13 protein-coding genes are annotated in these 13,159 nt (G+C 36.5%); 9 read left to right on the top strand and 4 right to left on the bottom strand.

The genetic code is table 11. The features are described 5' to 3' along the window. Positions 1-9: 9 nt before the first annotated feature. From MHH81_RS18910 to MHH81_RS18885, 6 genes are all read left to right on the top strand, one after another. Positions 10-1,722 (top strand): methyl-accepting chemotaxis protein, encoded by a 1,713-nt coding sequence (locus MHH81_RS18910; RefSeq protein WP_340924349.1) that lies wholly within the window; start codon positions 10-12, stop codon positions 1,720-1,722. Between the two features lie 278 nt (positions 1,723-2,000). Then, the gene (locus tag MHH81_RS18905; protein ID WP_340924345.1) at positions 2,001-2,429 is read left to right on the top strand and encodes a DUF1801 domain-containing protein; all 429 of its coding nucleotides are present in this window, start codon (positions 2,001-2,003) and stop codon (positions 2,427-2,429) included. A 107-nt stretch (positions 2,430-2,536) separates the two neighbouring features. Further along, on the top strand, positions 2,537-3,256 hold the full coding sequence (locus tag MHH81_RS18900; RefSeq protein ID WP_340924343.1) for a YebC/PmpR family DNA-binding transcriptional regulator: 720 nt from the start codon (positions 2,537-2,539) through the stop codon (positions 3,254-3,256). Positions 3,257-3,396: 140 nt separating this feature from the next. After that, positions 3,397-3,846 carry a hypothetical protein gene (locus MHH81_RS18895; protein WP_340924340.1) on the top strand — a complete coding sequence of 150 codons (450 nt, stop codon included), beginning with the start codon at positions 3,397-3,399 and terminating at the stop codon, positions 3,844-3,846. A 1-nt stretch (position 3,847) separates the two neighbouring features. Next, positions 3,848-4,312 (top strand): NUDIX hydrolase, encoded by a 465-nt coding sequence (locus tag MHH81_RS18890; protein WP_340924337.1) that lies wholly within the window; start codon positions 3,848-3,850, stop codon positions 4,310-4,312. 18 nt (positions 4,313-4,330) lie between these two features. Next, a complete protein-coding gene (locus MHH81_RS18885; RefSeq protein ID WP_340924335.1) occupies positions 4,331-4,738 on the top strand; it encodes a hypothetical protein in 408 nt (135 codons plus the stop codon). Positions 4,739-4,786: 48 nt separating this feature from the next. On the opposite strand, the gene MHH81_RS18880 is transcribed toward MHH81_RS18885, so the two are convergent. Both MHH81_RS18880 and MHH81_RS18875 read right to left on the bottom strand, forming a co-directional pair. Further along, a complete protein-coding gene (locus MHH81_RS18880; protein ID WP_340924332.1) occupies positions 4,787-5,209 on the bottom strand; it encodes a DUF4395 domain-containing protein in 423 nt (140 codons plus the stop codon). A 223-nt stretch (positions 5,210-5,432) separates the two neighbouring features. Further along, positions 5,433-5,765, bottom strand: coding sequence for a winged helix-turn-helix transcriptional regulator (locus MHH81_RS18875; protein WP_340924329.1), 333 nt, complete (start codon positions 5,763-5,765; stop codon positions 5,433-5,435). Between the two features lie 135 nt (positions 5,766-5,900). On the opposite strand from MHH81_RS18875, the gene MHH81_RS18870 reads away from it, so the two are divergent. After that, positions 5,901-6,530 carry a nitroreductase family protein gene (locus tag MHH81_RS18870; RefSeq protein WP_340924326.1) on the top strand — a complete coding sequence of 210 codons (630 nt, stop codon included), beginning with the start codon at positions 5,901-5,903 and terminating at the stop codon, positions 6,528-6,530. A gap of 419 nt (positions 6,531-6,949) precedes the next feature. On the opposite strand, the gene abc-f is transcribed toward MHH81_RS18870, so the two are convergent. Beyond that, positions 6,950-8,605, bottom strand: a complete 1,656-nt coding sequence (gene abc-f / locus MHH81_RS18865; RefSeq protein WP_340924324.1) for a ribosomal protection-like ABC-F family protein — start codon at positions 8,603-8,605, stop codon at positions 6,950-6,952. Between the two features lie 478 nt (positions 8,606-9,083). Between abc-f and dapD the strand changes: the two genes are divergently transcribed. Next, positions 9,084-9,797: a 2,3,4,5-tetrahydropyridine-2,6-dicarboxylate N-acetyltransferase gene (gene dapD, locus MHH81_RS18860; protein ID WP_340924322.1), complete on the top strand. Its 714-nt coding sequence runs from the start codon at positions 9,084-9,086 to the stop codon at positions 9,795-9,797. Positions 9,798-9,807: 10 nt separating this feature from the next. Further along, entirely contained in the window at positions 9,808-10,935 is a 1,128-nt protein-coding gene (locus MHH81_RS18855) for an N-acetyldiaminopimelate deacetylase (protein ID WP_340924319.1), read from the top strand. A gap of 373 nt (positions 10,936-11,308) precedes the next feature. Here the strand turns inward: MHH81_RS18855 and asnB are convergent, their stop codons facing one another. After that, the gene (gene asnB, locus MHH81_RS18850) at positions 11,309-13,153 is read right to left on the bottom strand and encodes an asparagine synthase (glutamine-hydrolyzing) (protein ID WP_340924316.1); all 1,845 of its coding nucleotides are present in this window, start codon (positions 13,151-13,153) and stop codon (positions 11,309-11,311) included. Between the last annotated feature and the right edge of the window lie 6 nt (positions 13,154-13,159).

Here is a 13,159-nt window from a genome sequence, read left to right as displayed (position 1 = left end):
AAATGTAGAATGGGATTTTTACGAAATTTAAAGGTTACTCAAAAATTGTTGGTGTTAATAGCAATTGGTGCGTTAGCCTCATTATGTATTGGAATAACAGGATTTAAATATGTGAAAGAAATGGCCGGAAAATCAGAGATGATATTTAACGACATATTGAAACCAAATAAATGGCTTGGTGATGTACAATATGAAAACGGAAGAATTGAAAGCGCCCTATTGAGTTTAACTTTAACTGATGATGAAACTGAAAAAACACAACTGAAAGAAGATATAAAAGCTTCTGTTGAGATTATTATTGTTCAAATGGATCAGTACAGAGCGATTGATTTATTTGATCGTGAAAGAGAAGCTTTAGAGGAATACGATCGTAGTGTAGCTGATTTAAAAGTATTAAGGGATAAAATGATTGAATATGCTATGAAAAATGAAAATGCAAAAGCATTTGAGATTTATAAAAATGAAGTGAGCCAAAAAAGAGAGCAAATCGATGAGATATTAGTGACTCTTCAACAATATAACCTCGAATATGCGAAAGAAACAAATCAACAAAACGAGAAAGATATTAACACGGCAACAATAATATTAATTGCTATTTTAATCATTGGTATAGCTATTTCGATTTTCGTGGGACTTGTTATTATGAAAATGATTGTGAAACCGACTAATGAAATGAAAGAACTTCTTTCAAAAGCTGAGAAGGGAGATTTTACCGTTCAAGGAAGTTATCAATCGAAAGACGAGTTTGGAGCATTAACCACATCTTTTAACAAAATGATTAGTGGGGTTAGAGAAATTATTCAAACGGTTGCAGAGACGTCACAACAAGTAGCGGCAGCATCTGAGGAGCTTACTGCTAGTGCTGAGCAAACTTCAGCTGCTACGAATCACGTTGCTTCTGCTATTGAAGAAATTGCGACGGGAGCAGAATATTCTACAACTAAATTGGAGAAAAACTCAAGTGAATTACAAGACGTTTTAAAAGGTATTAACGTAATTGCAGATGGTTCGAGTCAAGTTTCTGAGCTAGCTAGAGAAACATCAAGAGAAGCAGAAGAAGGCAATAAGATCGTCGAAGAAAACCTATTTCAAATGAGCAATATTCAAGCGTCTGTTCAGAAGTCACATGAAGTTATTTCTTCTCTGTCCCATCGTTCTAATGAAGTAGGGCAAATTTTAGATGTAATTAATGATATTGCAGCCCAAACAAATTTACTGGCGCTAAATGCAGCAATTGAAGCTGCACGAGCAGGTGAGCATGGAAAAGGTTTTGCAGTTGTTGCAGACGAAGTAAGAAAGCTTGCAGAACAATCCTTGTCTTCAACAAAATTAATAGCAGAAATTATTACCAGTATTCAGCACGATTCAAGCCAGTCGGTACAGTATATGGGTGAAGTAATGACGAATGCTAAAGAGGGTATGGAAATTACTACAGAAACAGCAAATAAATTTGTGAAAATACTGGAAAAAACGAGAAGTATTACTCCTCAGATTGAGGGAATTACGTCAACAGTTAAAGACATTGCAGGGAATATACAATCTGTATCTGATGTTGCAGAAGAGCTTGCAGCATTTGCACAGGAAAATGCTTCTAGCTCAGAAGAGGTTGCCGCATCAACAGAACAGCAATTAGCTTCTATGGAAGAGATCAGTAGCTCTTCTAAATCTTTAGCGCAAATGGCCGAAGAATTGAATGAGTTGGTTGGTAAATTTAGAATATAAATTTTATAAAAGTGTTGATCAGGGATGAGACTATTATGTCTTATCCCTTTTCCTTTAATGAGAATTGTGACAAGTGTATATGGTATTCTAGAAATATAATTGATGGGAAGTGGAAAGGATAATATGGAAAATTGTTCGGAATGTTCTTTAGCGAATAAAGAGCAATCTGTCCATTCCATATTTTATTCCAAATGAAATAGAGGAATTACATTCAATAGCTAGAAGTAATTTAAAAGAAGCTATGTAAATAAACAAATTTCTGAAGGGGGCTACAAAGAATGGCTAAATATGAGCAAAAGATGAAGGAAACCGATCATGATGTTGTAGAATTTATTGAGAAAGTGGAAAGTCCGAAAAAACGAGAGGATGCTTATAAGCTTCTAGAGATTTTTGAGGAGACGTCTGGTTATGAGGCTAAAATGTGGGGACCAAGCATTATAGGTTTTGGGTCGTATCATTATAAGTATGCGTCAGGTCACGAAGGAGATGCGCCGCTAGTTGGTTTCTCTCCAAGAAAAGCGAAAGTTAGTTTGTATTTTGCAACAGGTGATACGTCACGTGAAGAAAGTCTAAAGCGATTTGGGAAGTATACTTCAGGGAAATCATGTGTCTACATTAATAAAGTAGAAGATATTGAAGTAGATGTTTTAAAAGAAATGATTACACAATCTATTTCGTTTCTACAAAATTTATATCCTAATAACTAATAAATATTGGAAGTTAATGTATTAATTTTGCTACATAATACGAATTTAATGTATAATGTTACAGTAAAATTCAAAGTAGAAACTTAATCGAAAGAGAGTGGGACTTTATGGGTCGTAAGTGGAATAATATCAAGGAAAAGAAAGCTTCCAAAGACGCAAATACTAGCCGTATTTATGCAAAATTTGGACGTGAAATATATGTAGCTGCAAGACAAGGTGAACCAGATCCTACCTCCAACCAAGCATTAAAAGTAGTATTAGAACGTGCGAAAACGTACAGTGTGCCTAAGCATATTATTGATAAAGCGATTGAAAAAGCAAAAGGTGGATCAGAAGAAAGCTATGACGAGCTTCGTTATGAAGGCTTTGGTCCAAGCGGTTCAATGGTAATCGTGGACGCGTTAACAAATAACGTAAACCGTACTGCATCCGATGTACGTGCTGCATTTGGTAAAAACGGTGGTAACATGGGTGTCAGTGGTTCGGTTGCTTATATGTTCGACGCAACTGCTGTTATTGGTTTAGAAGGAAAAACAGCAGACGAAGTGTTAGAACTATTGATGGAAGCAGACGTAGATGTTCGTGACATCATTGAAGAAGATGATTCTGTTATCGTTTATGCAGAACCAGATCAATTCCATGCAGTACAAGAAGCGTTAAGAGCTGCTGGAGTTACAGAATTTACAGTAGCTGAGCTAACAATGCTAGCTCAAAACGACATCTCATTGGATGCAGATGCTCAAGCGCAATTCGAAAAAATGATCGATGCAATTGAAGATTTAGAAGATGTTCAACAAGTTTACCACAACGTAGACTTAGGAGAATAATAGAGATACAGCCTTGGACTTCGGTTCGAGGCTTTTTTTTATTGGGATTTCGAATTTGGTTACATTAAACCAATATAAGTAAAAAATGGAACTGAAAAAAATGTAAAACGTCCAATATCTTATAAAGAGGTGGTTTCGTATTGAAAAAGTACTTATTTTCTTTTGGAATTGTTTCTATTTTAAGTGTTTCGATTTTATTCCCAGCGAAAACGCTAGCATCTTGGGCATATTCCTTTGTTGTTTGGGATGGATATGTGTATGTCATAACGAATGAAACGGTAAATGAGGTAGATGAAGAAATTGGTCATGTGACGAAGTATTCCGATAGGGAGGGGACATACTCAGGTAACTTTTCAAATTTCTTTCCGAAAGGTACTAAGTATTATTCAATCGTTGGGGTAAGTACAGATGAAGCTATATCGGTAGAAGATGGAAATGGAGCATATATAAAAGCAAACAGAAGTGGAGAATATGCTGGCAATAAAAATGATAGATGGACAGTTAGTTTTACAATTATTATTGTATGGATTTTAATATTTGTAATCATTGCTATTATGGGGATTTACTTTACTAATAAAAGGAGAGGTTAACTTGATAAATGAATATCCAAAGCATATTATTGCAGTTTCTGCTTACGTCACGAATGAAAAAGGGGAAGCTTTATTAGTTCAAACGCATTGGAGATCGGATACTTGGGAACCCCCTGGAGGTCAAGTAGAGATGGGAGAACCTTTAGATCAGGCAGTGTGCAGAGAAGTGCTAGAAGAGACAGGTATTAATGTACGACCTTTAGGCATTACAGGCGTGTATTATAATGCAACAAAACATATTTTATCAGTGGTTTTTAAGGCGGAATATATTAGTGGAACACTGGAGGTCCAACCGGAAGAAATAAAAGAAGTGCAGTTTATTAAGTTAACAGAGGACAATATAGACCAGTTCATCACACGTCCAAATATGAAGTCTCGAACGTTAGATGCAATGAGATCTGAGAATTTCATTCCTTATGAAACATGGGAAACAACCCCATACAATTTACTTGGAAGATTAGAATAGTGGAAAGAGAGGTTTTCTATGAAGAAACTACTTATATTTATTTCTATACTTTTATTTTTAATGGGTTGTAGTAATAACGAAAATGAGGGTCAGTTGACTAGAGTGGATGTCTTTGAAGTAACTGGAGGTGGAGATTATGAAGATGAAATGATAATCGCCAATCAGGATTCAATAGAAGTATTATGGCAAGTGTTTGAGCAAATAGAATGGGAACAAAATGTAAAAGCAGAGATGTCGAGAATCGAAGATGTAAAAACGGTTTTGTTTATGGAAGTTGATGAGAATATGCCGGAGCGATTAGTGGAATACTATATTTGGTTTGAAGGAAATGGAACTTCGACCTTTATAGATCGAGATACTAACTCGCTTGGAAAACTAAATGAAGAAGGCACGGATATATTAAAAAGTGAATTCGAAATGAAATAACATAATAGAAAAAACAGCCTCTCCATTTTTCTGGAAAGGCTGTTTTTCTTAGTGTGCGGCTGAATTTTTTCTTCGATAATTCCACTGTTGGTATTGGAATCGCACAAAACATCCAATGCAAAACCCAAGGATTGCAACAAGTGCAGCTAGACCGACCATAACTGTTGCGATATTAAATAATACTGACCAATTTAATAAAAAACTTATGCTTGCAACGAATAAGAAGCTGACTGCTAGCCATTGGTTAAATCTTAACTGAGCGTAATCTTCTTGGATATATTCATTTGCAGGTTTAGATAAGAATTGTTTTACTATAACTAAAATTGGGTGAAACCCAGTTAATAAGCTGGAAAGGTTTGCGATAAGTGGAATGAATAGTATCCACGCTGATTGTGTAATAAGAGCAATGATAACCGACAATACAATCGTCCATTGATTTGCCATGACTAGAGGTTTTGGAATTGTATTCATTTTAAAACCTACTTTTCTTATTGGATTTATTTTATTATATGTTCCATGCTAAGAAATGTAAATAAAAATGAAACTTAAACATGAAAATGGCTACCCATGGAAGGTAGCCATTTTCATGATCTAATTTGTCATCATGCCGATATTAGCCTTCCTCTATTTAGAGAAGGCTCATATCGAACAATCAATTAGTAACATTGGAGAAAAATGAAGGGAGTAGATATCCTTAAGATTGTTTTTCAAATTCACAAATATCGATCCATTTCTGTAAAGACAAAATCACGTCCTTGAAGGCTATTCCATTTGCAGTTAGCTCATATTCTACTTTTTTTGTCGAGGAATCTAGTAGTTTTTTATTGACTAATTTGGCGTTGACTAAATCGTTTAGTCTTTCCGTAAGTAATCTGTCAGAAATACCGGGTATATTTGTTAGAATTTCATTATAGCGTTTGGAGCCCGATAATAGTGTGTAAATGATCATCCCCATCCAACGTTTACCTATAAATTCAATTGCTTGATGATAGTTACTGCATATATGTGAATCACTCGGTCTATCCAATAAAAAAACCTCCATTAATTCTTTAGTTTTCTTTTATTGTAGCATACAGGCTTTTTTTATTGACGAATAAACTTACTAATGGTAAGATTCTTTGGGTAAATAAACTTACTAATAGTAAGTTTCAGGAGGGATAATATGTCGACAGAAAAAGATTCAGAACTATATACTGTTATGCATGCTAGAAAATCAGTGAGAGTGTACGATCCTAATTATAAAATTTCACAGAATGATTTAGAGGGAATTATTAAAGAGGCGACAACTGCACCTTCCTCTAGTAACCTTCAAGCATGGAAATTCATTGTCATTCAAGATGACAAAACAAAAAAAGAACTTCGTACGATAGCGAATAACCAAGAACAAGTTGAAACATCTTCGGCTGTTATTGCAGTATTAGGAAATGCGGAGATGTATAAAAATGTTGAACAAATATATACTCAAAATGTAGCAGAGGGCTATATGGATGAAGCCACAAAGGATCTAATGATTAACAATACAAATCGCTCTTATCCTTTTGCTTCTATGGAAACAAGAAAAAATATTGCTACCTTTGATGCAGGTCTAATTTCAATGCAATTGATGTTAGTTGCAAAAGAAAAAGGATTCGACACCGTAACGATGGGTGGATTCGATAAGGTGAAATTTGCAGAAAGATTCGAACTACCTGAGCACATTTTTCCGATAGTACTTATTGCTATTGGAAAAGCGGCTGCGCCGGCATACGGTTCATCACGTTTACCACTAAAGGATATCGTTCAATTTATTTAAATTATTTAACTGGGTAGTAGATGTACTTACCAAAAAAACTCTAAGTGAATCAATTTCATAATTCTAATTTACATGAAAAAACACGAACAATACTAAAGGAATATATATTTTACACGGAATAAAGTATATTTGATTTCCGCTATAGGCGGACGCTTTCCGCGGGGTGAGCGATAAGCCATCACCGCCACTACGCGTCGTTTGTGATGTCTTATCTGTCTCACTCATCCCGCTGGAGTCACCGCCTACCGCTTCAATCAACGAATTGATAAATGTTCGTATTTTAATGACAAAGTACTATTTATGAAATTAACTCAATTTAAAGTTTTAAATTTCAATATATCCGCAATTTCCCGGGAAATTGACAAATCGAGACTGAAATCAACAAAAAAAGAAAGCTATCTTTAGGATAGCTTTCAATTTTACTTTTTCTTGAAACTGTTAATCTGCTTTGTCAGTGAAATAAATTTTTGGTCCAACTCACTGTATTTAAGATCATTTTTTTTCAAGTAGCTTAGTTCACCTAACACGGCTTGTAGCTCAGTTTCTAATTTCAATAATTCTTTTTCGAGGGATGATTCTTTGTATTTATTCATCCATTCTTTGTAGTTCATTTCTACTTTTCGAATGGTTTTATTTTCAAAAATGAGCATTTTATTTGTAAGTTTTTCTAAAAAGTAACGATCATGCGTCACTAATAAAATAGTGCCAGGATATGTGGAGAGGGTTTTCTCCAATTGCTCACGAGAAGGGAGATCTAAATGGTTTGTTGGTTCATCTAAAAGTAAAACGTCCTTTTGATTTAACATAAACTCCATTAGCTTTAACTTTACACGTTCCCCCATACTCATTGTGTGAATAGGACGAGACCAGTGATCTTTAGAAAACCCTAAATTCATCATAAGTGTCTGAAGTTGACCCCTTTTGTCAAAATCAGTTGGTCCAAAAAATTCAAAAGGTGTTTTTTCCTCTGGTAAGTCAAATACGGTTTGACGTAAATAACCAATATTCATCGCTTCCGATCTCCAAAGCTCTCCTTGTACGCTTTCTTCTCCGAGTAACATGCGGAAAAATGTCGATTTGCCACTTCCATTAGGACCTAGAAGTCCAACGCGTTCTTGAGACTGAACTGTGAAGGATACATTTTGGAATAGTAGCTGATCTTCGAAGCTTTTACACATATTTTGTGCTTCTATTACGCGTTTTCCTTTTTTCTTATTTCCCTCAATAGAAAAATTGACTTCTCTTTCTTGTTCGGGTTTATCTATTGTATTTTTGGAGAGCTCGAGTTCTAGTCGTTTCTTTTTAGAACGAATTTGAACATCCATTTTCTTCGCCTTAACTCGATAATATTCTTTATTGAACTCATGTTTTGTCGAATCGGCATGTGCTTTAGACGACCAATTTCGAAGCTCTGTTATTTGCTTCTCCACTTGAAGCATTTTAGATTGTTGAGCATCATAAAGTCTTTGTTGCGTAAGCTTTGCTTCTTCTTTTTTTTGTCGAAATGCAGAATAATTCCCTGCATATACAGCTAATTTTTTATTTTCAACTTCCCATATCCAATCAGTTACTTCATCCAAGAAATAACGATCATGAGATACTAAAATAATCGTTCCAGGATAGGAGTTAATTTGTTTTATAAGGAAAGATAAACTTTCTTGATCTAGGTGATTAGTTGGTTCATCTAATAAAAGAAGCTGAGACTTCTCTGCAAACACTCGAGATAATCTTCTCTTCATTTTTTCTCCACCACTTAAGTTGATGAACTCGCGCCCATGGGGGACGGACCATTTGCTAAAGTACGTCCATTCATCCTCCATATAATCGGATTTACTAAATTGTTCATCTTCTTGTTTAAAGTAACCGATGGAAGGTGTATTACCGAACCATTCTATTTTCCCACTAGAGGGCAGTGTCTCATTTGCTAGGATAGAAAGAAGTGAGGACTTTCCTTCACCATTTCCTCCTACGATGCCTATTACTGTACCTGCGACTATGTCTGCTTTTATATTTCCTAAAATAACTTTATCTCCAAATGTGATACATATATCTACTAACTTACCGTGTAATGTCATACAATCCTCTCCCTTTGGAGGAATAAAAAAATCCCTCCGAAATGTATCGGAAGAATTGCTGACCATTAAATGAATACGAAAAAACCACTACAAATTCAGAGCATTGTAGAGAATTATCCGTATTAAATTGAAAAATGGGCAGACTAATCCTATTTCCGATTTCGTAAAGTTTTTAATTTGTTACTGCGAAAATGGATCGCAGAAAAACTTCTACTGAGAAATAAGATTATAAATCCATTGTCCACCCATCGTCCCTTCAAATATGTTATCTGAATTATACCACATATCTTTCTGATTGTTACAAAAATATTGCGGGTGCCTGGCACCAGTAACAATGTTGTTTAAAGACATAGGATTTATTTGCTAATAGTGTGAAAATATATAATTTTTAAATACAAATTAATGAAATGTATTATAATTCGTGATTTTTTATAATAATTCGTATACAATAAGGACATATTTTGAGGAGGTATGGAGAATGAAACAACTTGATGCGTATGAAATTATTTCGTATATTCAACATGCAAAAAAATCAACACAAGTGAAGGTATACATAAAAGGAAATGGCATTGATCAGCTTTCCTTTGGTGAACATACAAAGGTATTCGGTGAAGGAAGTTCTCTTGTTTTATTCGGAGAGTGGTCTGAAATAGAACCATTACTAAAAGAACATAAAAATAAAATTGAAGATGTAGTTGTGGAGAATGAAAGCAGAAACTCCGCTATTCCACTTTTAGATTTGAAAGGTATCAATGCTCGTATCGAACCTGGTGCGATTATTCGTGATCAAGTGAGTATTGGGGATAACGCTATAATTATGCTTGGTGCAGTTATCAATATCGGTGCAGTTATTGGTGAAGGTACGATGATCGATATGGGAGCAATTCTGGGTGGTCGTGCGACTGTCGGGAAAAACTGTCATATCGGTGCAGGAGCAGTGCTTGCTGGTGTGATTGAGCCACCATCCGCAACTCCAGTAATCGTGGAAGATGACGTTTTAATTGGTGCAAATGCAGTAGTGCTAGAGGGTTGTCGAGTTGGTAAAGGATCCGTTGTTGCAGCTGGAGCAGTTGTGACCAAGGATGTTCCTCCGTACACAGTAGTTGCTGGAACACCTGCTAAAGTAATCAAAGAAATTGATGATAAAACAAGATCTAAAACAGAAATCATGCAAGAACTACGTCAACTATAAGAGGTGGCAGATGAAATCTTTACTCGATATTCGCCGTGATCTGCATCGTATACCTGAACTTGGTTTTCAAGAAGTAAAAACACATGCTTATCTATTAGAACAAATTAATGCCCTACCGCAGGAAAGACTAACCATTTTAACGTGGAGGACAGGAATTGTTGTGAAAGTAGAAGGTATTCAAGCAACAAAGACAATTGGTTGGCGTACAGATATAGATGGATTACCAATAAAGGAAGCAACAGATCTTCCTTTTACATCGGAGCATGCAGAAAAGATGCATGCTTGTGGACATGATGTGCATATGACAGTGGCGTTAGGTCTCTTAAGAACTTTCACGATGAATCCAATAAATGATCATGTCGTATTTCTTTTTCAGCCAGCGGAAGAAGGACCAGGCGGAGCTTTTCCGATGAAAGAGTGGTTGAAAAAAGAGCATCCCAAACTTATGCCTGATCAAATATTCGCTTTTCATATTGCACCTGAGTATCCCGTAGGAACTGTTGCAACTCGACCAGGTTTGTTATTTGCCAATACATCTGAGCTTTATATTGATTTGATTGGAAAAGAAGGCCATGCAGCATACCCACATCAATCGAGAGATATGTCGATTGCTGCTGCAACACTTCTATTGCAATTACAAACGATTGTAAGTAGAACGTTGAATCCAATGGAGCCAGCGGTTGTAACTATAGGGAAAATGACTTCAGGTACGGTTCAAAATATTATTTCAGGGAAAGCACGGTTAGAAGGTACATTGAGAACAATGGATGCAGAGACAATGACGATTATTAAGCAAAAGATTGAGTCATTATGTCGGGCTACTGAAATCGCATTCGATTGTGAAGTTCAACTTGATTTTGGTTTTGGCTATTATCAAGTGAAAAATGATGCAAAATTGGCAAATGAGTTTTTAGCATTTGCAGAGGAAGATGCATCGACTATAGCTATTTTATGTGACGCGGCGATGACAGGAGAAGATTTCGGTTTCTTCCTGCAAGAAATTCCAGGAGTATTATTTTGGGCAGGAGTAGATTCTCCTTATGGCTTACACCATGCCAAGCTAAATCCGGATGAAGCAATCATTGATTATCTTGTCCCATTCGTAGAATCCTATTTTCGTATGCTTTCAAATAAATAGTAAGAAGGGGCTGTCCAAAAAGCCCATAAAGTGAAGCAGGTGTAGAAAAAGGAGTCTTTTTCTACACCTGTTTTTTGTATACTTTTTATTAAACTACTATTTTTTGTTAGCAATTGAATGTAGTGAAAGACGGCGACTCCAGCGGGAATAGCGTGAGCTGAAGGCCCCGCAGGAGCGAACAAAGGAACGAAGGCTAAGAACGCCACCTCGTGTGGCAACGCCTTCGTGACCAACATCGTGTTGGCCTGAGTAGACTGAAGCCATGCCCGCGGAAAGCGTCCGTCTGGAACGGAAAACAATACATTGGAAAAGGGTCCATCTCTCAGTCACTATATGACTTTAGGGACAAGCGACAATCCAAAATCTATATCAATTAATCCACAAGCTGTACTTGGTAATCCTTAAACCAAATATGCATCTGCGCCAAATATGCTAATAGCTGAGGGCCTGACATCAATTGACCAAACCATGGAACTTTAAAAGCATCTCCATTCGTTTCAAGTAAATTAGAAAGACGCTTCGCATCAAATAGTTCATGAAGAATGGAGTTTTTATCTAGCAATTGTTCCTTAAGCATGCTTTGGACTTTCTCTGAGTAAACAGGGTTATGCGTTTTAGGATAAGGGCTTTTTTTACGATATAGTACGTCTTCTGGAAGAATCCCAGTAAGAGCTTTTCGCAAGATTCCTTTTTCTTGATTGCCAACCATTTTATAATCCCACGGAATATTCCATGCGTATTCTACTAAGCGATGATCTGCAAATGGTACTCGTACCTCTAGGCTGGCACCCATACTCATGCGATCTTTCCGATCCAATAAAGTTGTCATAAACCAAGTCATATTCATATAAAAAAGTTCACGCCGTTTAGCGTCCAGTGCAGATTCACCTAATAATTGAGGAGTTTCTGCAATAGTAGTTGCATATGCATTTTGAACATAGTCATCTATGTGCAGCTTCTTTTGCCAGCTATCATTAAGTAGAGAATTTCGTTCATTTTTGGAACGAATCCAAGGGAATCCGTTTTCGAAATGGCCTACTTGATGAAACCAAGGGTAACCACCAAAAATTTCATCTGCACATTCGCCAGATAATCCAACTGTGAAATCCTGTTTTATTTCTTTACAGAACCACAGTAAGGAGGAATCAATGTCCGCCATTCCTGGGAGATCCCGAACGTGTACAGCTTCAGTTAAGTAGTCGACTAGTTGGTTTTGACTAATGATGGAATAGTGGTGAGTGGTATTTAAATTACTAGATACTTTTTGAATCCAAGGGCGGTCGTCACTTGGCTGAAAATCGTTCCCCTGAAAGTGCTGTTGATTGTTTTCATAGTCAATGGAATAAGTATGGAGAGGTCCTTTAGCATCTTTGGCATATGCACTTGCTGCGATAGCTGTGATGAGGCTAGAGTCTAGACCTCCTGAAAGGAATGTGCAAAGGGGTACGTCTGATACGAGTTGACGCTCCACAGCATCTGTTACGAGGTAACGTACTTTTTCAGCAGTTTCATCTAAGGAGTCTGTATGCTCCTTGCTTTCTACATTCCAATAACGCCAGATGCGAAGACCATTACGAGAAAAAGTGAGAGCATGAGCTGGTCGTAATTCCTGGATTCCTTCATAAACACCGAGTCCAGGGGTACGTGATGGGCCTAAGCCGATTATTTCCGATAATCCTTCTCTGGTAATGTTCGTTGGAACATCTGGGTGAGCAAGAAGTGCTTTTAATTCAGAGCCAAAAAGAAAACCCCCATTTCTTTCTGTGTAAAAGAGTGGTTTAACACCCAAACGATCGCGCGCAATAAAAACCTTTTGTTCTTTTTCATCCCAAATGGCAAAAGCAAAAATCCCATTGAAATAATCTACACATTTTTCTTTCCATTCAATATAAGAGGTTAATAAAACTTCTGTATCCGAATGTCCTGAAAAAGTATGACCCCGTTTTAACAATTCCTTCCGAAGGTCTTCGGTGTTGTATAATTCCCCATTATACGAAAGGATATATTGGCTAGACCGAAAATTTTTTACCATCGGTTGCTTTCCGCCAATAGGATCGACGACAGTTAATCGTCGATGACCAAGTAATGTATGTGCACTGCTCCAAATATTGTTGTCATCTGGCCCACGTTTCTTTAATGTTTCCGTCATTTTTTCAACAGTTGACGTTTCGTTTCTTAAATCCTTATTAAAATGAATCCATCCAGTAATTCCACACATTTATTC

It is taken from the genome of Psychrobacillus sp. FSL H8-0484, assembly GCF_038005325.1.
Taxonomy (GTDB): domain Bacteria; phylum Bacillota; class Bacilli; order Bacillales_A; family Planococcaceae; genus Psychrobacillus.
Note: the sequence above shows the minus strand (reverse complement) of the source record. Positions and strands in the feature narration are given on the sequence as shown.

Excerpts from the sequence above, each read along its gene's own strand:
- MHH81_RS18910 (WP_340924349.1), top strand. The coding sequence starts at position 10 with ATGGGATTTTTACGAAATTTAAAGGTTACTCAAAAATTGTTGGTGTTA.
- MHH81_RS18905 (WP_340924345.1), top strand. The coding sequence starts at position 2,001 with ATGGCTAAATATGAGCAAAAGATGAAGGAAACCGATCATGATGTTGTA.
- MHH81_RS18900 (WP_340924343.1), top strand. The coding sequence starts at position 2,537 with ATGGGTCGTAAGTGGAATAATATCAAGGAAAAGAAAGCTTCCAAAGAC.
- MHH81_RS18885 (WP_340924335.1), top strand. The coding sequence starts at position 4,331 with ATGAAGAAACTACTTATATTTATTTCTATACTTTTATTTTTAATGGGT.
- MHH81_RS18880 (WP_340924332.1), bottom strand. The coding sequence starts at position 5,209 with ATGAATACAATTCCAAAACCTCTAGTCATGGCAAATCAATGGACGATT.
- MHH81_RS18870 (WP_340924326.1), top strand. The coding sequence starts at position 5,901 with ATGTCGACAGAAAAAGATTCAGAACTATATACTGTTATGCATGCTAGA.
- abc-f (WP_340924324.1), bottom strand. The coding sequence starts at position 8,605 with ATGACATTACACGGTAAGTTAGTAGATATATGTATCACATTTGGAGAT.
- dapD (WP_340924322.1), top strand. The coding sequence starts at position 9,084 with ATGAAACAACTTGATGCGTATGAAATTATTTCGTATATTCAACATGCA.
- MHH81_RS18855 (WP_340924319.1), top strand. The coding sequence starts at position 9,808 with ATGAAATCTTTACTCGATATTCGCCGTGATCTGCATCGTATACCTGAA.
- asnB (WP_340924316.1), bottom strand. The coding sequence starts at position 13,153 with ATGTGTGGAATTACTGGATGGATTCATTTTAATAAGGATTTAAGAAAC.